The following is a 17,108-nucleotide window of genomic DNA, read 5'->3' on the forward strand; positions in this document are numbered from 1 at the left end:
GCCATGGAGGTTCTCGATTTCGCTCCCGGAAACTACCGCTTCGTTCCCAATGTCTTTCAGTACTCGGGCAGCGTCGCGGCCATGCCGGGCTACCACATCGAGCGGGTGACGTTCCGCCGGCCGCTGCCGCTCGCGGCAGGCTTTGCGCGGGCCGCGGAGGTCATCCGCGGCGCGGGCCGGCCGCTGACGGCCTTCTGCGCCTGCGAATTGCGCTCGCCCGCCCCGTTCGACGAAACGACCTTCAAGGCCTTCAACGAGGTCTATGTCGGCACGCTCACCGAGTGGGGCCTCACCGACGGCACGACCAACCCGGTCGCGCGCGCCAATGTCTGCCCTACCTTCGAGACGCCGGCCGGCCCCTCGCTCCACGCCTTCTCTTTCATTGCCGAGGGCGAGGCATCCCTGCCCTCCTTCGTGGTCGCCGGGTCGGGCGAGGGCTTCGACAAAGGCCCCGGCCATTTCTCCGAGCGCATCGTGCGCTTCGGCGACACGAGCCCCGAGGCGATCCGCGAGAAGGCGCTGACCGTGCTGACGCATATGGAGACGCGAATGGCGCCGCTCGGCTTTACCTGGGCCGACACGACGGCGGCGCAGATCCACACGCTGCACGACATCTTTCCGTTCCTCGGGTCCGAGATTGTCGCGCGCGGGGCCGCGCGGAAAGGCGTGACCTGGCACCTCGACCGACCGCCCATCGTCGGTCTCGAAGTGCTGATGGACACACGCGGCGTCGGCATCGAGCGGGTGTTGTGACGTCGGCCGCGCCGACAGGCGGGCGCTGGGCCGGCTTTTTCGGGCCGGCCCTCGCCGGCTATTGTGGCCTGCTGATCGGCGTCGGCATGGGCCGCTTCGGCTATCCGCCGCTGATTCCCGCCATGGTCGAGGCCGGCTGGGCAACGCCGACCACGCTGCATCTGGCGGCGGCCTTCAACCTCGCGGGCTACATCGTCGGCGCCGGAACCGCGCTCGCCACCGCCCGCCTCTTCGGCGTTCGCGCCGCCGTGGCGTTGGCGGCGCTCCTCGCGGTGCTGGCCTTCGCGGCCTCGGCCGTGCCCCTGCCCGGCTGGCTCTTCATTGCCCTGCGCGCCCTCTCCGGCGCGACCGGCGGCGTCATGATGATCGTCATCCCGCCGGTCATCGCCAATGTCGTCGCGCCCTCGCACAAGGGGCGCGCCAACGGCCTCGTCTTCGCGGGCGTCGGCACCGGCTTCGTCCTGTCGGGTACCGCCGTGCCGGCCTTCGCCGCCTCCGGACCGGCGGCGGCATGGCTGGCGCTGGCCGCGGTTCTCGCGCTCGCCAGCGTCGTGCTGATGGCGCTGCTGCCGCGCTCGGCCCCGCCGGAGGCTCCGGTTCGCGGCCAGTCAGCTCCGGCATGGCGGCGCGATCCCGCCTATCTCGGCCTTGCCGCCGCCTATTGCGGCGCGGCCGCCGGCTACGTGCCGCATACCATCTTCTTCGTCGACCACGTCGCGCGCGATCTCGGCTTCGGCCTCGGCGTCGGCGGCTGGATCTGGGTCGCGGCGGGGCTCACCGCCGTCGTCGCGCCGATGGTCGCGGGCCTTGCCGCCGACCGCTTCGGCTATGCGCCGGTGCTGCGGATCATCGTCGGCCTGATGGCGATCGGCGCGGCGCTGCCCGCGGTCACGCACAATCTCGTCCTGCTGACGCTCTCGGCGATGATGGCCGGCGGTCTGATGATCGGGCTCGGCTCGTCGACGTCCGGGCGGACGCGCGAGATCGTCGGGCCGCAGGCCCACACCGCGGCCTGGGCGCTCCAGACGGTCGTCTTCGCCGTGGCCCAGGCCGGCGCGGCCTATGGGTTCACCGCCCTGCTCGCCGCCACCGGCAGCCACAGGCTGGTCTTCGGGCTCGCCGGAGCAATCATGGCCGCCGGTCTCGCCGCCGAGCTCGCGACTGCGCGCCGCTGACCGAGGCCGATCCGCAAACGCAAAAGGGCGACCCGGAGGCCGCCCCTGCATCAGGCCCGCCCTGAAGCGGTCCCACTTTCCGTTGGTCAGATCAGGCCGCGGCCTGCTCGGCGCGCGGCTGGACCGGACCGGATTCCTTGCCCTTGGCATCGACGTCGCGATCGACGAACTCGATCACCGCCACCGGCGCATTGTCGCCGTAGCGGAAGCCGGCCTTCAGCACGCGGGTATAGCCACCCTGGCGCGACTGGTAGCGCGGTCCGAGAACCTCGAACAGCTTCTTGACCATGCCGATATCGCGGATCTGCGACACCGCCTGACGGCGGGCGTGCAGATCGCCGCGCTTGCCGAGCGTCACCAGCTTCTCGACGATCGGACGCAGGTCCTTCGCCTTCGGCAGGGTGGTGACGATCTGCTCGTGCTTGATCAACGCGGCGCACATGTTGGCGAACATCGCCTGACGATGCTCGGCCGTGCGGTTGAACTTGCGGTGGGCTTTGCCGTGACGCATCGCCTTGTCCTCTCAGGTGGCCGCGGACCTCACGGTCGGCGGGGAATGGGATCAGTAATGGTCCTCGAAGCGCTTTGCCAGCTCTTCGATATTCTCCGGCGGCCAGCCCGTGACCTCCATGCCGAGGTGGAGGCCCATCTGGGCAAGCACTTCCTTGATCTCGTTCAGCGACTTGCGGCCGAAGTTCGGGGTGCGGAGCATTTCCGCCTCGGTCTTCTGGATCAGGTCGCCGATATAGACGATGTTGTCGTTCTTCAGGCAGTTGGCCGAGCGAACCGACAGTTCGAGCTCGTCGACCTTCTTCAGCAGCGCCGGGTTGAAGGCGAGGTCCGGGATCGATTCCTGGACGACTTCCTTGCGCGGCTCCTCGAAGTTCACGAAGATTTCCAGCTGGTCCTGCAGGATGCGCGCCGCATAGGCGATCGCGTCCTCCGGCGAGACCGAACCGTTGGTCTCCACCGACAGGGTCAGCTTGTCATAGTCGAGCACCTGGCCCTCGCGGGTCGGCGAGACCTGATAGGACACCTTCTTCACCGGCGAGTAGAGGCTGTCGACCGGGATGAGGCCGATCGGAGCGTCCTCGGCACGGTTCTTCTCGGCCGGGACATAGCCCTTGCCGGTATTGACCGTGAACTCCATGCGGATCGAGGCGCCCTCGTCGAGGGTGCAGATGACCAGCTCGGGATTGAGGACAACAACGTCGCCAACCGTCTGGATGTCACCAGCGGTGACCGTGCCCGGGCCTTCCTTGCGCACGACCATGCGCTTCGGACCGTCGCCCTGCATCTTGATGGCGATGTCCTTGATGTTGAGGATGATGTCGGTCACGTCCTCGCGCACGCCGGCGATGGACGAGAACTCGTGCAGCACGCCGTCGATCTGGACGGCCGACACGGCGGCGCCCTGGAGCGAAGACAGGAGAACGCGGCGCAGGGCGTTGCCCAGCGTCACGCCGAAGCCGCGCTCCAGCGGCTCGGCGGTCGCGGTCGCGAACCGCTTCGCATCGTCGCCGGCGACGATATGGAGCTTCTCCGGCTTAATCAGTTCCTGCCAGTTCTTCTGGATCACGGGTCTTCACCTTCGCTTCTGGCCGCTGTCTCGTCCCCTGCAGGACCCTGACGACCGGTTCCCGTCCCTGTCCGGGAAGGGCGACAAACCACCGGCCGCCACAGGCCGGCCGGCGGTTGCGATATGGAATGCTCGGCCTTAGACGCGGCGACGCTTGCGCGGGCGGCAGCCGTTGTGCGGGATCGGGGTCACGTCACGGATCGAGGTGACGGTGAAGCCGGCGGCCTGGAGGGCGCGCAGGGCCGATTCGCGGCCCGAGCCGGGACCGGAAACCTCGACCTCGACGGTGCGCATGCCGTGCTCGGAAGCCTTGCGGGCGGCATCCTCGGCGGCAACCTGGGCCGCATAGGGGGTCGACTTGCGCGAACCCTTGAAGCCCATCGTGCCCGACGACGACCAGGCGATCGTGTTGCCCTGCGCGTCGGTGATGGTGATCATCGTGTTGTTGAACGATGCGTTCACGTGGCAGACGCCGGAGGCGATGTTCTTGCGCTCGCGGCGGCGAACGCGTGTGGCTTCCTTGGCCATCAGTCTTGTCCTTGTCCTTCAGGCGCGCCCGTAATGCCAGGCGCTCGGGATAGAAAGGCCGGAGCGGACAAACCGCTCCGCGCCCGGATCACTTCTTCTTGCCGGCGATCGCCTTCGCCGGACCCTTGCGGGTGCGGGCGTTGGTGTGCGTGCGCTGGCCGCGAACGGGGAGGCCCTTGCGGTGACGAAGGCCGCGATAGCAGCCGAGGTCCATCAGGCGCTTGATGTTCATCGAGACTTCGCGGCGAAGGTCGCCCTCGACCATGTAGTCGCGGTCGATGGTCTCGCGCATCGCCAGCACTTCCTGATCGGTGAGCTGGTTGACGCGGCGCTCGGCCGGAATCTTGACCTTCTCGCAGATCTCGGCGGCGAACTTCGGGCCGATGCCGTGGATATACTGCAGCGCGATAACCACGCGCTTGTTGGTCGGGATGTTGACACCCGCAATACGAGCCATGTCTCGTCTCCATGTGATCCGCGTCGCCGCGGTGGAAAAATGAACCCGTGCACCGGTGGAGGCCGGCCCTTGCCCGGGATGTCCGTCAAACGAAACGTTCCGCCTGCTCTGGCAGACGGAACGATGTCACCGTCGATCGGACGAGTTGGGGCACATACTCAACTCGGCCGCATCCGTCAACAGCCAATGCCCGGTGCGGCCGAAATTCGCGAGGAACCATGCGCCAATCCGTCAGGGCTCCGCAGGCGACGGCACGACTGGTGCTCTTCGGTGTGCTCGGCCCTCCCCTCGGCCTTGCAACGGGCCTCGGCGTCCTCGCGCTTGTCGGTCCCGGCCAGCCCATGGCCGGGATCGGCATTCTCGTCCTGCTGATACCGACCTATTTCCTCGGCCTCGTGCCAGCCCTCGTGACCGCGCTGATCGATACCGTCCTCGCCGAGCGCGGCACGCCGCGCCGCATGCTCTGGACGACGCTCGCGGGCGCTGCCTGCGGCTTCATCCTCGTCGCGGCGGCCATCGGCTATTCGGGCCTGATCCGCCCGCTATGGCTGGCCTGGGGCCTGGTCGGCGCGGCTCCCGCCGCCATCTGCTCGTGGCTGGCTGGCCGGCTCGCCCGATAAGGCTGGCCGGCCGGAACGAATGTCAGGCCGCGAGATGCCCCGCGATGGCCGTCGTCACATCGTCGATCGGCGCCATGCCGTCGACGGTCTTCAGGGCGCCTTTGGAGGCGTAGTAATCCGCCACGGGGGCCGTCTGCGCGCGATAGGCGTCGAGCCGCTTCTTCAGCGATTCGGCATTGTCGTCGGCACGCACCGCCTCGCCGCGCGCGGTCATCTCCGCGACGCGCTTCTCGATTCGGCTGACGAGAATGCCCTCGTCGACCTTCAGTTCGATCACGCCGTCCAGCTTCAGGCCGTGCCGCGCCAGCATGGCGTCGAGCGCCTCGGCCTGCGCCACCGTCCGGGGGAAGCCGTCGAGGATGAAGCCGTTGCGGCAGTCCGGCTCGGCGATCCGATCCTCGATGATGCCGACGACGATCTCGTCGGAAACGAGCTCGCCGCGGGCCATGACGTCCTTCGCCTTGAGACCGACCGACGTACCGGCCTTGACCGCCGCCCTCAGCATGTCGCCCGTGGAGAGCTGCACGATGCCGTGCTTCTCCACCAGCCGCTGTGCTTGGGTCCCCTTCCCCGCTCCGGGAGGCCCGAGCAGAATCAGCTTCATCGGCGTTTTCCCCTCAACTGCGACTTCTTGACCAGCCCCTCGTACTGATGGGCCAGCAGATAGCCTTGTACCTGCGCCACCGTGTCCATGGTCACCGTGACCACGATCAGCAGCGATGTGCCGCCAAGGAGATAGAAGCTCTGGCCGAGTTGGCCAATCAGCATTTCGGGCAATAGGCAGACGAGGGTGATGTAGAAGGCGCCGATGACCGTGATGCGCGTCAGCACGTAGTCGATGTACTGCGCCGTCTTCTCACCCGGCCGGATGCCCGGAATGAACCCGCCATACTTCCTCAGATTGTCGGCGGTCTCGGTCGGATTGAACACGATCGCCGTGTAGAAGAAGCAGAAGAAGATGATCAGCAGCGCATAGAGCGCCATGAACAGCGGCTGGCCGTGGCCGAGCAGCTGCGCGGTGAGGCGCAGCCATTCCGGCGGATTCGACTGGAACGACAGCGCGGTCGTCGGCAGCAGCAGCAGCGACGAGGCGAAGATCGGCGGAATGACGCCGGCCGTGTTCAGCTTCAGCGGCAGGTGCGAGGAATTGCCCTCGAACACCTTGTTGCCCTGCTGGCGCTTCGGATACTGGATCAGCAGCCGGCGCTGGGCGCGCTCGCAGAACACGATCACCGCGATGGTAATGCCGACGAGAATCAGCAGCGAGAGCAGCAGCGGCGTCGAGATGACGCCCTGGCGACCGAGTTCGAAGGCCTGGGCCAGCACGCTGGGAAGCTCCGCCACGATGCCCGCGAAGATGATCAGCGAAATGCCGTTGCCGATGCCGCGCTGGGTGATCTGCTCACCCAGCCACATCATGAACATGGTGCCGCCGGTCAGCGTGATGACCGTGCTCATGATGAAGAACAGGCCGGGGCTGGCGACCACCGAACCGGACGACTGCAGGCCGACCGCGATGCCCCAGGACTGGAACAGCGCCAGCACCACCGTCAGGTAGCGCGTGTACTGGTTGATCTGCTTGCGGCCTTGCTCGCCTTCCTTCTTGAGCTTCTCGAGCTCGGGAACCACGGCGGTCAGCAGCTGGATGATGATGGATGCCGAGATGTACGGCATGATGTTCAGCGCGAAGATCGCCATGCGGCCCACGGCGCCGCCGGCGAAGACATTGAACATGGCCAGAACGCCCTGATTGGCGTTGAAGATCTGGCGCAGCGCTTCGGGGTCGATGCCGGGCAGCGGGATATAGGTGCCGAGGCGATAGACCAGCAGCGCGCCGAGCGTGAACCACAGCCGCTTCTTCAGGTCCTCGGCTTTGGCGAGCGCGCCGAAATTGAGGTTGGCTGCCAGTTGTTCCGCTGCCGATGCCATGGTGGCTCCGATGCATGAAGTCCGGGCGGACGGGCCGCCGGATAAGGTCGCATTCACTTAGCCGCCCGCAGGCCGCTTCGCCAGTCCCTGCCCCGCCACACGCTGTCGCGCCGTGCCGGCTCCACAGGAAGAGACCGAGGCTCAGGGCCTGCCGGTCAGACGAAAGGGGCCGGTCCTTATCGAACCGGCCCCTCTCGAAGTGTCAGCCGTTGGGGCGCGCTGCCGGTCAGGCCGCGGCTTCCGCCTTCGGCTTCGTCAGCGTGACCGAGCCGCCAGCCTTCTCGACGGCGGCGACAGCGCCGGCGGAAGCGCCGGAAACGGTCAGGTCCAGCTTCGCCTTCAGCTCGCCGGAAGCGACCAGGCGGATGCCGTCGCGGGCGCGGCGGATGACGCCGGCCTCGACCAGAGCGGCCTCATCGACCTTGCCGGCCTTCAGCTTGCCGGAATCGACCGCGCGCTGGACGCGCTCGAGCGTGACGGACACGAAGTCGAGGCGGAAGATGTTGTTGAAGCCGCGCTTCGGCAGGCGACGATGGAGCGGCATCTGGCCACCCTCGAAGCCCTTGATCGCGACGCCGGAACGGGACTTCTGCCCCTTGACGCCACGGCCGCCGGTCTTGCCCTTGCCCGAGCCGATGCCCCGGCCCACGCGAATGCGGCGATGGACGGCGCCGTCATTGTCCTTGATGTCGGTGAGTTTCATCGATCTCACTCCTCGACCACTTTCACGAGGTGAGCCACCTTCGCGATCATGCCGCGCACGGCCGGAGTATCCTCCAGCGTCGCACGACGGTGCATCTTGTTGAGCTTGAGGCCGACGAGCGTCGCGTGCTGCGACTGCTCGCGGCGGATCGACGAGGCGATCTGCTCAACGGTGACGGTTGCTTTCTTGGCCATGGATCCGATCCTTACGCGTCGCCCTCGCCTTCCTCCTGGCGCCGGCCCTGGAGGACCGATACCTTGAGGCCACGGCGAGCCGCGACGGAGCGCGGGCTGTCCTGGTTCTTCAGCGCGTCGAAGGTGGCGCGAACCATGTTGTAGGGGTTCGACGAGCCCATCGACTTCGCGACCACGTCGGCCATGCCGAGCGTCTCGAAGACGGCGCGCATCGGGCCGCCGGCGATGATGCCGGTACCGGCCGGAGCCGAGCGCAGGTACACCTTGCCGGCGCCGTGGCGACCGGCGACGTCGTGGTGCAGCGTGCGGCCTTCGCGCAGCGCAACGCGGATGAAGCCGCGCTTGGCCGCTTCCGTCGCCTTGCGGATCGCCTCAGGCACCTCGCGGGCCTTGCCGTGGCCGAAGCCGACGCGGCCCTTCTGGTCGCCGACGACGACGAGTGCTGCGAAGCCGAAGCGCTTGCCGCCCTTCACCGTCTTGGAGACACGGTTGATGTGCACGAGCTTGTCGGTGAATTCGCTGTCGCGCTCTTCGCGGTTGCGCTCGCGTTCACGTTCCCGAGCCATGTTCTGTCCTTTCGGCGGCGAGGCCGCCCGTATCCGTTAGAAGCTCAGGCCGCCCTCGCGGGCGCCGTCGGCGAGCGCCTTGACGCGCCCGTGGTAGAGATAGGCCCCGCGGTCGAACAGCACGGTCGACACGCCAGCCTTCACCGCGCGCTCGGCGACGAGCTTGCCGACGGCTTGAGCCGCGGCCTGATCGGCGCCGGTCTTCAGCGAAGACTTCAGGTCCTTCTCCAGTGACGAGGCACTCGCAACTGTCACGCCCTTCTGATCGTCGATGATCTGCGCATAGATATGCTTCGACGACCGGAAGACCGACAGCCGCGGACGCCCATTTGCCGTCGAGCGAAGCGCCCGACGGACACGCGCCTTGCGACGCTCCGATGCATCCTTCGTATTGGCCATGGCCAGCTCCTTTGATCGGACGCGGCCCTCTCTGGAACCACGCCCCGGAAGACAGACGCGCCCGGAACCGGGCGCGGCGCCTTACTTCTTCTTACCTTCCTTGCGGAAGATGAATTCGCCCTCGTAGCGGACGCCCTTGCCCTTGTAGGGCTCCGGACCGCGGAAGTCGCGGATCTCGGCGGCGACCTGGCCCACCTGCTGCTTGTCGATGCCGGAGATGATGATCTCGGTCGGCTTCGGCGTCGCAATGGTGATACCGTTCGGCACGGGGTAGTTGATGTCGTGGCTGTAGCCAAGCGCGAGGTTCAGCACCTTGCCCTGGGCGGCCGCGCGGTAGCCGACGCCGGTGATCTCGAGCTTCTTCTCGAAACCCTTGGTCACGCCGACGGCGAGGTTGGAAACCCGCGTGCGAGCCATGCCCCACATGGAGCGGGCACGCTTGCCCTGGTCGCGCGGGTCGATCTTGATGACGTTGCCGTCAACCTTGACCACGACGTCGTCCGGACAGGTGAACGACAGCTCACCCTTCGGGCCTTTGACTTTGACGGTCTGGCCGGCGAGCTGGGCAGTGACGCCCTGCGGCAGGTCGACCGGCTTCTTACCGATACGAGACATTGGAAATCGTCCTTTGTCGTGAGAGCCCTGCCAGGTCAGAAGACCGTGCAGAGCACCTCCCCGCCCACATTCTGCTCGCGAGCCTCATGGTCCGCCATCACGCCCTTGGGGGTCGAGATGATGGTGATGCCGAGGCCGTTCGACACGCGCGGCGAGTTGCCGACGCCGGCATAGACGCGCCGGCCAGGCTTCGACACGCGGGCGATCTCGCGGATCACCGGCTCACCGTCGAAATACTTGAGCTCGATCTCGAACTCCGAACGGCCGTTCGGGTGCGTGACGGTCATGTAGTCGCGGATATAGCCCTCGGACTTGAGGACTTCGAGGACGCGGGCGCGCAGCTTGGAGCCCGGCGTCAGGACGCGGTTCTTGCGGCGCATCTGCGCGTTGCGGATGCGGGTCAGCATATCGCCGAGCGGATCGTTCAGAGCCATGGTCGGTCTCCCCTCACCAGCTCGACTTCACGAGACCGGGAACCAGGCCCTTGTTGCCGAGGTCGCGAAGCGCGACGCGGCTCATGCCAAGCTTCCGGTAGAACGCGCGCGGACGGCCGGTGACCTCGCAGCGGTTCTTGATGCGGACCTTGGCGCCGTTGCGCGGCAGGCTCGCGAGCTTCACGGTGGCCGCGAAGCGCTCTTCGATGGACAGCGACTGGTCCATCACGGTCGCCTTCAGCGCGGCGCGCTTCTTGGCGTCCCGCGCGACCAGTGCGCGGCGGTGGTTGTTCTTTTCGATGGAGCTCTTCTTCGCCATCGGTTTCTCCTGGTTTCCGCGTCTGGGACGGGCTTCTAGAGGATCCTAGGAACCCGGCTCACTGCCGGAACGGGAAGTTGAAGGCCTTGAGGAGCGCGCGCGCTTCCTCGTCGGTCTTCGCGGTGGTGCACACGATGATGTCCATGCCCCACATCTGATCCACCTTGTCATAGGAGATCTCGGGGAACACGACATGCTCCTTCAGACCAAGGGCGAAGTTGCCATTGCCGTCGAAGCTCTTCGGGTTCAGGCCGCGGAAGTCGCGGACGCGCGGCAGCGCGATCGTGACCAGACGGTCCATGAACTCGTACATGCGCTGCTTGCGCAGGGTCACCTTGGTGCCCAGCGGCATGTTCTCGCGAACCTTGAAGTTCGAGATGGCCTGCCGGGCGCGGGTGATGACCGGCTTCTGGCCGGAGATCAGCGCGAGGTCGGCGGCAGCCACCGAGGCCTTCTTGGAATCGGCCGTCGACTCGCCCACGCCCATATTGATGACGATCTTGTCGATCGCCGGGATCTGGAGCGGGTTCTTGTAGCCGAACTGCTCGACCAGCTTCTGCCGGACGACGTTCTGGTAATGCGCCTTGAGGCGCGGGGTGTTAGCCGCCTCAGCCATCGATCGTCTCCCCGGACTTCTTGGCCACGCGCACCTTCTTGCCGTCGGCGAGGACCTTGAAGCCGATGCGGGTCGGCTGGTTGGTCTTCGGATCGGCATAGGCCAGGTTCGACAGATGGATGGGGGCCTCTTTCGAGATGATCCCGCCTTCCTGGGTCTGGCTCTGGCGCTGGTGGCGCTTCACGATGTTGACGCCGCGCACGAGAGCACGGCTCTCGGTCGGCATGACCTGGATGACCTCGCCGGTGCGACCCTTGTCGCGCCCGGTGAGGACGACGACCTTGTCGCCCTTCTTGATCTTGGCGGCCATCACAGCACCTCCGGCGCGAGCGAGATGATCTTCATGTGGTTCTTGGCGCGCAGCTCGCGCGGAACCGGTCCGAAGATACGGGTGCCCACCGGCTCCTTCTGGTTGTTGATCAGGACGGCCGCGTTGCGGTCGAACCGGATCACCGAACCGTCCAGGCGACGGATGTCCTTGGCGGTGCGAACGACGACCGCCTTCATGACGTCGCCCTTCTTCACGCGGCCGCGCGGGATCGCTTCCTTCACCGACACCACGATGATGTCGCCGACATGGGCGTAGCGGCGCTTCGCGCCTCCGAGCACCTTGATGCACATGACGCGGCGTGCGCCCGAATTATCCGCCACATCGAGATTGGTTTGCATCTGGATCATGACGCAACCTCTTCCTTTCGCGCCCGTCTCGGATCATCCGACCGCAGCGCGCTGTTCTGACAATCGCCGAGGGCTCACGCCTTCGGCAGTACGACCCAACGCTTCAGCTTCGAAAGGGGCTTGCCCTCCTCGATGCTCACCACGTCGCCCGTCTTGAAGGCATTGCCTTCGTCGTGGGCGTGGTAGTTCTTGGTGCGACGCACGGTCTTCTTCAGCAGCGGATGGGTGAAGCGACGCTCCACCTTCACCACCACCGTCTTGTCCTGCTTGTCGCTGACGACGATGCCCTCGAGCACACGCTTCGGCATATGCCCTCTCCTTACTTCTTCTCGCCGCGCTTCTGCGCGGCGACGGTCTTCACGCGGGCGATGTCGCGGCGCACCTGACGGACGCGGGCGACGTTCTCAAGCTGACCGGTGGCCTTCTGGAAGCGCAGGTTGAACTGCTCCTTCTTCAGGTCACCCAGCTGGCCCTCGAGTTCGTCGAGGGTCTTGGTCCGGATTTCTTCGGCCTTCATGACCTCTTCCTCACTCGGCGATGCGCTGAACGAAGCGCGTCTTGATCGGCAGCTTGGCCGCGGCGAGTTCCAGGGCCTTCTTGGCGACCTCGACCGGCACGCCGTCGAGCTCGAACATGATGCGGCCCGGAGCCACCTTGGCGGCCCAGTACTCGTTGGCGCCCTTGCCGGAGCCCATGCGGACTTCGGCGGGCTTCTTCGACACCGGCACGTCCGGGAAGATGCGGATCCAGACGCGGCCGGCGCGCTTCATCTCGCGGGTCATCGCGCGGCGAGCCGCCTCGATCTGACGCGCGGTGATGCGCTCCGGCTCCATGGCCTTGAGGCCGAACTGGCCGAAGTTCAGGTCCGTGCCGCCCTTCGAGGTGCCGGAAATCCGGCCCTTGAACTGCTTGCGGAACTTCGTCTTCTTGGGCTGAAGCATGGTTCTAGACCTTCATCCTCACGCCGCGTCGCGGTCTTGGCCGCGCGAACGGCGGGTCGACCCCTCACCCTCGGACAGCTTCTTGTCCTGGGCCATCGGGTCGTGCTCCATGATCTCGCCCTTGAAGATCCACACCTTCACGCCGCACGTCCCGTAGGTCGTGTAGGCGGTGCCGACGCCGTAATCGACATCGGCGCGCAGGGTGTGAAGCGGCACGCGACCTTCGCGATACCATTCGAGGCGAGCGATTTCGGCGCCGCCGAGGCGGCCCGAGCAGTTGATGCGGATGCCCTCGGCGCCAAGACGCATGGCCGACTGAACGGCACGCTTCATGGCGCGGCGGAACGCCACGCGACGCTCCAGCTGCTGGGCGATCGAGTCCGCCACCAGCGTCGCATCGGTCTCCGGCTTGCGGATCTCGACGATGTTGATGACGACTTCCGCGTCCGTCAGCTTCGAGACGGCCTTCTTCAGCTTCTCGATGTCGGCGCCCTTCTTGCCGATCACGATACCCGGGCGGGCCGAGTGGATCGTGACGCGGCACTTACGGTGCGGACGCTCGATGACGATCTTGGAGACCGCCGCCTGCTTCAGGAGCTTCAAGAGCTCACGACGGATCTTCAGATCCTCGTGCAGCAGCTTGCCGTACTCGCCCTTGTTGGCGAACCAGCGCGAGTCCCAGGTCCGGTTGATGCCGAGGCGAAAACCGATCGGATTGATCTTCTGACCCATCGTTCTCTCCTCAGGCCTTCGCTTCCTCGACCTGACGAACGACGATCGTCAGGTGCGAGAACGGCTTTTCGATCCGGGCGCCGCGACCGCGGGCACGGGCGTGGAAGCGCTTCAGCACGAAGGCCTTGCCCACATGGGCCTCGGCGACGACGAGATCGTCGACGTCGAGATCATGGTTGTTCTCGGCATTGGCGATGGCGCTCTCGAGGCACTTCTTGACGTCACCCGAGATACGCTTGCGCGAGAATTCGAGATCGGCCAGCGCGGTCTCGACCGGCTTGCCGCGGATCAGCGCGGCGACCAGGTTGAGCTTGCGCGGCGACACGCGCAGCATGCGCGCGATGGCCTTGGCCTCGTTGTCCTTCAGCGCGCGGGGAGTTGCGGTCTTAGCCATGACTCACCTCACTTCCGCTTCGCTTTTTTGTCGGCCGCATGGCCGTAGAAGGTGCGGGTCGGCGAGAACTCGCCGAACTTGTGCCCCACCATCTCCTCGGTGACCTGCACCGGGACATGCTTCTGACCATTGTAGACGCCGAAGGTCAGCCCGACGAAATGCGGGAGGATCGTGGAGCGACGGCTCCAGATCTTGACGACCTCGTGACGGCCCGACGAGCGGGCTGCCTCGGCCTTCTTCAGGAGGTATCCGTCGACGAACGGACCTTTCCAGACGGAACGTGCCATGACGGGCCTCTGTTACTTCTTCTTCGAATGGCGGCTCGACACGATCATCTTGTCGGTCCGCTTGTTCGAACGAGTCTTCTTGCCCTTGGTCGGGAAGCCCCAGGGCGTGACGGGGTGACGGCCACCCGAGGTGCGGCCTTCGCCGCCGCCGTGCGGGTGATCGACGGGGTTCATCGCGACGCCGCGGTTATGCGGACGCCAGCCGAGCCAGCGATTGCGGCCGGCCTTGCCGATCGAGACGTTCATGTGGTCCGGGTTCGACACGGCGCCGATGGAGGCGACGCAGCGGCCATGGACTAGACGCTGTTCGCCCGAGTTCAGGCGAAGGATGACGTAACCCTCGTCGCGGCCGACGATCTGGGCGTAGTTGCCGGCCGAACGGGCGACCGCGCCGCCCTTGCCGATCTTCAGCTCCACGTTGTGCACGATCGTGCCGACGGGGATGTTGGCCAGCGGCATGCAGTTGCCCGGCTTCACGTCGGCCGTTTCGGCCGAGATGACGCTGTCGCCGACAGCCAGGCGCTGCGGCGCCAGGATGTAGCTCAACTCGCCATCGGCGTACTTGACCAGCGCGATGAAGGCCGAACGGTTCGGATCGTACTCGATCCGCTCCACGACGGCGGCCATATCGGTCTTGCGGCGCTTGAAGTCGACCAGACGGTACGACTTCTTGTGGCCGCCGCCCCGGAAGCGCGACGTCACGCGGCCGAGGTTGTTGCGGCCGCCCGTGGACGACTTGCCCTCGGTGAGCGTCTTGACCGGCTTGCCCTTGTAGAGGTCAGAGCGGTCGACCAGGACGAGCTGACGAAGGCCCGGCGTGATCGGTTTGAAGGTCTTGAGTGCCATGGTCTAAACCCCTCGCCTCACAGACCGGTCGTGATGTCGATGGAGTGGCCCTCGGCGAGGGTCACAACCGCCTTCTTCACGTCCGAGCGCTGGCCGAGCATGCCCTTGAAACGCTTGGTCTTGCCCTTCTGGACGAGCGTGTTGACGCTCTTGACCTTGACGTCGAACAGCTTCTCCACGGCCGCCTTGATCTGCGGCTTGGTGGCGGTGCTGGCGACCTTGAAGACGACCTGGTTCAGTTCGGCGACGAGCGATCCCTTCTCGGTGATCAGCGGCGCCTGGATGACGTCGTAGTGACGCGGATCGACGGTGCTCATTTGAAGCGCGCCTCCAGCGCATCGACGGCCGCGCGGGTCAGGACCAGCGTGTTCCGCCGCATGATGTCGTAGACGTTGATGCCCTGGACGGGCAGCACGTCGACCAGCGGGATGTTGCGAGCCGCCAGCGCGAAGTTCTTGTTCACCTCGGCGCCGTCGATGATCAGCACGCTCTTGAAGCCGAGCTTCTCGAACTGCGCCTTCAGCGACTTGGTCTTCGCAGCTTCCGCCGCGACCGTCTCGAGCACGACGATGGAGCCGGCCTTCACCTTGGTGGAGAGGGCATGCTTCAGGCCGAGCGCGCGGACCTTCTTCGGCAGCGCGTGCTCATGCGAGCGCGGCGTCGGGCCGAAGGAGCGGCCACCGCCGCGGAAGAGGTTGGCACGAGCCGAGGAGTGACGGGCGCCGCCCGAACCCTTCTGCTTGTACATCTTCTTGCCGGTGCGCCAGATCTCGCCGCGGTTCTTGACGTCGTGCGTGCCGGCGCGACGCTTGGCGAGCTGCCAGCGAACCACGCGGTGCAGGATGTCGGCGCGCGGGTCGAGGCCGAAAATCTCGTCGGAGAGATCGATCGAGCCGGCGTCGGCGCCTTCGAGGGTCTTGACTGTCAGTTTCATCTCAACCCTCCGTCGTCTCGGCGGCGGCAGGAGCTGCCTCCGTCGCGCCCGACAGCTTGAAGCTGCCCGGCTTCGGGGCGTCCTTCGGCAGCGGCTTCTTCACCGCATCGCGCACGAGGATCCAGCCGCCCTTGGAACCGGGGACCGCGCCCTCGACCAGGATGATGCCGCGCTCGACGTCGGTGCGGACCACCTTGAGGTTCTGCGTGGTGACACGCACGACGCCCATGTGACCGGCCATCTTCTTGTTCTTGAAGACCTTGCCGGGGTCCTGACGGTTACCCGTCGAACCGTGCGAGCGGTGCGAGACCGACACGCCGTGAGTGGCGCGCAGACCACCGAAATTGTGCCGCTTCATGGCACCGGCGAAGCCCTTGCCCTGGCTGGTGCCGGTCACGTCGACGAACTGGCCGGCGACGAAATGATCGGCCGAAATACGCGCGCCAACCGGCATCACGTCCTGCTCGCCGACGCGGAACTCCACGATCTCGCGCTTGGGCTCGACCTTGGCGACGGCGAAGTGGCCGCGCTGCGCCTTGGTCGTGTTCTTCACCTTGGCCAGACCAGCACCGAGCTGGAGAGCCGTATAGCCGTCCTTCTCCGCCGTGCGGTGAGCGACGACCTGGCAGTCGTCAAGCACCAGCACCGTCACGGGGACGTGTTCGCCGCCATCGGTGAAGATGCGGGTCATCCCCATCTTCTTGGCAATCACACCGGAACGCATCGCGCGCATTCCTCGCTTTGGGGTCATCCTGTCGCCCTTTGGAAGGACCGGAGAGGACCCGGGTTCAACTTGTGATGCAACGGAACCGGTGCATCGGATTATCGCGTCGACAGGCCGTCATCAGCCTGTCGCAAGAGTCACAGTTTGATCTCGACGTCGACACCGGCGGCGAGGTCGAGCTTCATCAGCGCATCGACCGTCTGCGGGGTCGGGTCCACGATGTCGAGAAGCCGCTTGTGGGTGCGGATCTCGAACTGCTCGCGCGACTTCTTGTCGATGTGCGGCGAGCGGTTCACCGTGAACTTCTCGATCCGCGTCGGCAGCGGAATCGGCCCGCGGATCTGGGCACCAGTGCGCTTCGCCGTGTTGACGATCTCGCGCGTCGAGGTGTCCAGGACCCGATGGTCGAACGCCTTGAGGCGGATCCGGATGTTCTGGTTCATGGGTTCGCCCCTTTAAGGCAAAGCGAAGAGGACGCACGGCAACCCGCGCGTCCCCGGGAAAAAGCGATCACTCGATGATGGTAGCAACGACGCCGGCGCCGACGGTGCGGCCGCCCTCACGGATGGCGAAGCGCAGCTTCTCCTCCATGGCGATCGGCACGATCAGGTTCACTTCCATGGCGATGTTGTCGCCCGGCATGACCATCTCGGTGCCCTCGGGCAGGTGCACGATGCCGGTCACG

At 66.1% G+C, this 17,108-nt stretch carries 30 protein-coding genes and 1 pseudogene; 3 read left to right on the top strand and 28 right to left on the bottom strand.

From position 1 onward, the window contains the following. Positions 1–3 precede the first annotated feature (3 nt). Positions 4–753 (top strand): 2-amino-5-chloromuconate deaminase CnbZ, encoded by a 750-nt coding sequence (gene cnbZ / locus JNK84_RS13545; RefSeq protein ID WP_293424955.1) that lies wholly within the window; start codon positions 4–6, stop codon positions 751–753. Further along, positions 750–1,928 (top strand): YbfB/YjiJ family MFS transporter, encoded by a 1,179-nt coding sequence (locus tag JNK84_RS13550; protein WP_293424899.1) that lies wholly within the window; start codon positions 750–752, stop codon positions 1,926–1,928. The genes cnbZ and JNK84_RS13550 overlap by 4 nt, the downstream gene beginning before the upstream one ends. 91 nt (positions 1,929–2,019) lie before the next feature. Here the strand turns inward: JNK84_RS13550 and rplQ are convergent, their stop codons facing one another. From rplQ to rpsM, 4 genes are all read right to left on the bottom strand, one after another. Continuing rightward, positions 2,020–2,439, bottom strand: a complete 420-nt coding sequence (gene rplQ, locus JNK84_RS13555) for a 50S ribosomal protein L17 (protein ID WP_293424900.1) — start codon at positions 2,437–2,439, stop codon at positions 2,020–2,022. A 51-nt stretch (positions 2,440–2,490) separates the two neighbouring features. Further along, positions 2,491–3,507: a DNA-directed RNA polymerase subunit alpha gene (locus JNK84_RS13560; protein WP_293424901.1), complete on the bottom strand. Its 1,017-nt coding sequence runs from the start codon at positions 3,505–3,507 to the stop codon at positions 2,491–2,493. Between the two features lie 138 nt (positions 3,508–3,645). Then, positions 3,646–4,035 (bottom strand): 30S ribosomal protein S11, encoded by a 390-nt coding sequence (gene rpsK, locus JNK84_RS13565; protein WP_293424902.1) that lies wholly within the window; start codon positions 4,033–4,035, stop codon positions 3,646–3,648. Between the two features lie 88 nt (positions 4,036–4,123). Then, positions 4,124–4,492: a 30S ribosomal protein S13 gene (rpsM, locus tag JNK84_RS13570; protein ID WP_293424903.1), complete on the bottom strand. Its 369-nt coding sequence runs from the start codon at positions 4,490–4,492 to the stop codon at positions 4,124–4,126. A 218-nt stretch (positions 4,493–4,710) separates the two neighbouring features. On the opposite strand from rpsM, the gene JNK84_RS13575 reads away from it, so the two are divergent. Then, entirely contained in the window at positions 4,711–5,112 is a 402-nt protein-coding gene (locus JNK84_RS13575) for a hypothetical protein (RefSeq protein ID WP_293424904.1), read from the top strand. A 22-nt stretch (positions 5,113–5,134) separates the two neighbouring features. Here the strand turns inward: JNK84_RS13575 and JNK84_RS13580 are convergent, their stop codons facing one another. The 24 genes and pseudogenes from JNK84_RS13580 to tuf form a co-directional block, all read right to left on the bottom strand. Then, positions 5,135–5,716, bottom strand: coding sequence for an adenylate kinase (locus tag JNK84_RS13580; RefSeq protein WP_293424905.1), 582 nt, complete (start codon positions 5,714–5,716; stop codon positions 5,135–5,137). Beyond that, a complete protein-coding gene (secY, locus tag JNK84_RS13585; RefSeq protein WP_293424906.1) occupies positions 5,713–7,041 on the bottom strand; it encodes a preprotein translocase subunit SecY in 1,329 nt (442 codons plus the stop codon). Before secY ends, JNK84_RS13580 begins: the two co-directional genes overlap by 4 nt. Before the next feature lie 226 nt (positions 7,042–7,267). After that, complete coding sequence (rplO, locus tag JNK84_RS13590; RefSeq protein ID WP_293424907.1) at positions 7,268–7,744, bottom strand: 50S ribosomal protein L15; 477 nt, start codon at positions 7,742–7,744, stop codon at positions 7,268–7,270. A 5-nt stretch (positions 7,745–7,749) separates the two neighbouring features. Continuing rightward, on the bottom strand, positions 7,750–7,938 hold the full coding sequence (gene rpmD, locus JNK84_RS13595; RefSeq protein WP_293424908.1) for a 50S ribosomal protein L30: 189 nt from the start codon (positions 7,936–7,938) through the stop codon (positions 7,750–7,752). An 11-nt stretch (positions 7,939–7,949) separates the two neighbouring features. Then, positions 7,950–8,504, bottom strand: a complete 555-nt coding sequence (gene rpsE, locus JNK84_RS13600; RefSeq protein WP_293424909.1) for a 30S ribosomal protein S5 — start codon at positions 8,502–8,504, stop codon at positions 7,950–7,952. Between the two features lie 36 nt (positions 8,505–8,540). Then, on the bottom strand, positions 8,541–8,903 hold the full coding sequence (rplR, locus tag JNK84_RS13605) for a 50S ribosomal protein L18 (protein WP_293424910.1): 363 nt from the start codon (positions 8,901–8,903) through the stop codon (positions 8,541–8,543). Between the two features lie 81 nt (positions 8,904–8,984). After that, entirely contained in the window at positions 8,985–9,518 is a 534-nt protein-coding gene (rplF, locus tag JNK84_RS13610; protein WP_293424911.1) for a 50S ribosomal protein L6, read from the bottom strand. 35 nt (positions 9,519–9,553) lie between these two features. Beyond that, complete coding sequence (gene rpsH / locus JNK84_RS13615) at positions 9,554–9,952, bottom strand: 30S ribosomal protein S8 (protein ID WP_293424912.1); 399 nt, start codon at positions 9,950–9,952, stop codon at positions 9,554–9,556. Positions 9,953–9,965: 13 nt separating this feature from the next. Next, positions 9,966–10,271, bottom strand: coding sequence for a 30S ribosomal protein S14 (rpsN, locus tag JNK84_RS13620; protein WP_293424913.1), 306 nt, complete (start codon positions 10,269–10,271; stop codon positions 9,966–9,968). Between the two features lie 58 nt (positions 10,272–10,329). Next, positions 10,330–10,887: a 50S ribosomal protein L5 gene (gene rplE, locus JNK84_RS13625; RefSeq protein ID WP_293424914.1), complete on the bottom strand. Its 558-nt coding sequence runs from the start codon at positions 10,885–10,887 to the stop codon at positions 10,330–10,332. Then, on the bottom strand, positions 10,880–11,197 hold the full coding sequence (rplX, locus tag JNK84_RS13630; RefSeq protein WP_293424915.1) for a 50S ribosomal protein L24: 318 nt from the start codon (positions 11,195–11,197) through the stop codon (positions 10,880–10,882). The genes rplE and rplX overlap by 8 nt, the downstream gene beginning before the upstream one ends. Continuing rightward, a complete protein-coding gene (gene rplN, locus JNK84_RS13635) occupies positions 11,197–11,565 on the bottom strand; it encodes a 50S ribosomal protein L14 (RefSeq protein WP_293424916.1) in 369 nt (122 codons plus the stop codon). The genes rplX and rplN overlap by 1 nt, the downstream gene beginning before the upstream one ends. A gap of 74 nt (positions 11,566–11,639) precedes the next feature. Continuing rightward, on the bottom strand, positions 11,640–11,873 hold the full coding sequence (gene rpsQ / locus JNK84_RS13640; protein WP_106748018.1) for a 30S ribosomal protein S17: 234 nt from the start codon (positions 11,871–11,873) through the stop codon (positions 11,640–11,642). Between the two features lie 11 nt (positions 11,874–11,884). Then, on the bottom strand, positions 11,885–12,082 hold the full coding sequence (gene rpmC / locus JNK84_RS13645; RefSeq protein ID WP_293424917.1) for a 50S ribosomal protein L29: 198 nt from the start codon (positions 12,080–12,082) through the stop codon (positions 11,885–11,887). A 10-nt stretch (positions 12,083–12,092) separates the two neighbouring features. After that, positions 12,093–12,506, bottom strand: coding sequence for a 50S ribosomal protein L16 (gene rplP / locus JNK84_RS13650; protein WP_293424918.1), 414 nt, complete (start codon positions 12,504–12,506; stop codon positions 12,093–12,095). 18 nt (positions 12,507–12,524) lie between these two features. Beyond that, positions 12,525–13,238 (bottom strand): 30S ribosomal protein S3, encoded by a 714-nt coding sequence (gene rpsC, locus JNK84_RS13655; RefSeq protein ID WP_293424919.1) that lies wholly within the window; start codon positions 13,236–13,238, stop codon positions 12,525–12,527. A gap of 10 nt (positions 13,239–13,248) precedes the next feature. Then, entirely contained in the window at positions 13,249–13,632 is a 384-nt protein-coding gene (gene rplV, locus JNK84_RS13660; protein WP_293424920.1) for a 50S ribosomal protein L22, read from the bottom strand. 8 nt (positions 13,633–13,640) lie between these two features. Next, positions 13,641–13,919 carry a 30S ribosomal protein S19 gene (gene rpsS / locus JNK84_RS13665; protein ID WP_106748013.1) on the bottom strand — a complete coding sequence of 93 codons (279 nt, stop codon included), beginning with the start codon at positions 13,917–13,919 and terminating at the stop codon, positions 13,641–13,643. A gap of 12 nt (positions 13,920–13,931) precedes the next feature. Further along, positions 13,932–14,765 carry a 50S ribosomal protein L2 gene (rplB, locus tag JNK84_RS13670; RefSeq protein ID WP_293424921.1) on the bottom strand — a complete coding sequence of 278 codons (834 nt, stop codon included), beginning with the start codon at positions 14,763–14,765 and terminating at the stop codon, positions 13,932–13,934. Between the two features lie 17 nt (positions 14,766–14,782). Continuing rightward, positions 14,783–15,082, bottom strand: a complete 300-nt coding sequence (locus tag JNK84_RS13675) for a 50S ribosomal protein L23 (protein ID WP_293424922.1) — start codon at positions 15,080–15,082, stop codon at positions 14,783–14,785. After that, complete coding sequence (gene rplD, locus JNK84_RS13680) at positions 15,079–15,699, bottom strand: 50S ribosomal protein L4 (RefSeq protein WP_293424923.1); 621 nt, start codon at positions 15,697–15,699, stop codon at positions 15,079–15,081. The genes JNK84_RS13675 and rplD overlap by 4 nt, the downstream gene beginning before the upstream one ends. Before the next feature lies 1 nt (position 15,700). Continuing rightward, entirely contained in the window at positions 15,701–16,423 is a 723-nt protein-coding gene (gene rplC / locus JNK84_RS13685; RefSeq protein ID WP_293424924.1) for a 50S ribosomal protein L3, read from the bottom strand. A gap of 137 nt (positions 16,424–16,560) precedes the next feature. Then, on the bottom strand, positions 16,561–16,866 hold the full coding sequence (gene rpsJ / locus JNK84_RS13690) for a 30S ribosomal protein S10 (protein WP_293424925.1): 306 nt from the start codon (positions 16,864–16,866) through the stop codon (positions 16,561–16,563). Positions 16,867–16,933: 67 nt separating this feature from the next. Further along, positions 16,934–17,108, bottom strand: a pseudogene (gene tuf / locus JNK84_RS13695) (elongation factor Tu); the annotation flags it as partial.

It is taken from the genome of Phreatobacter sp. (assembly GCF_016793595.1).
Taxonomy (GTDB): domain Bacteria; phylum Pseudomonadota; class Alphaproteobacteria; order Rhizobiales; family Phreatobacteraceae; genus Phreatobacter.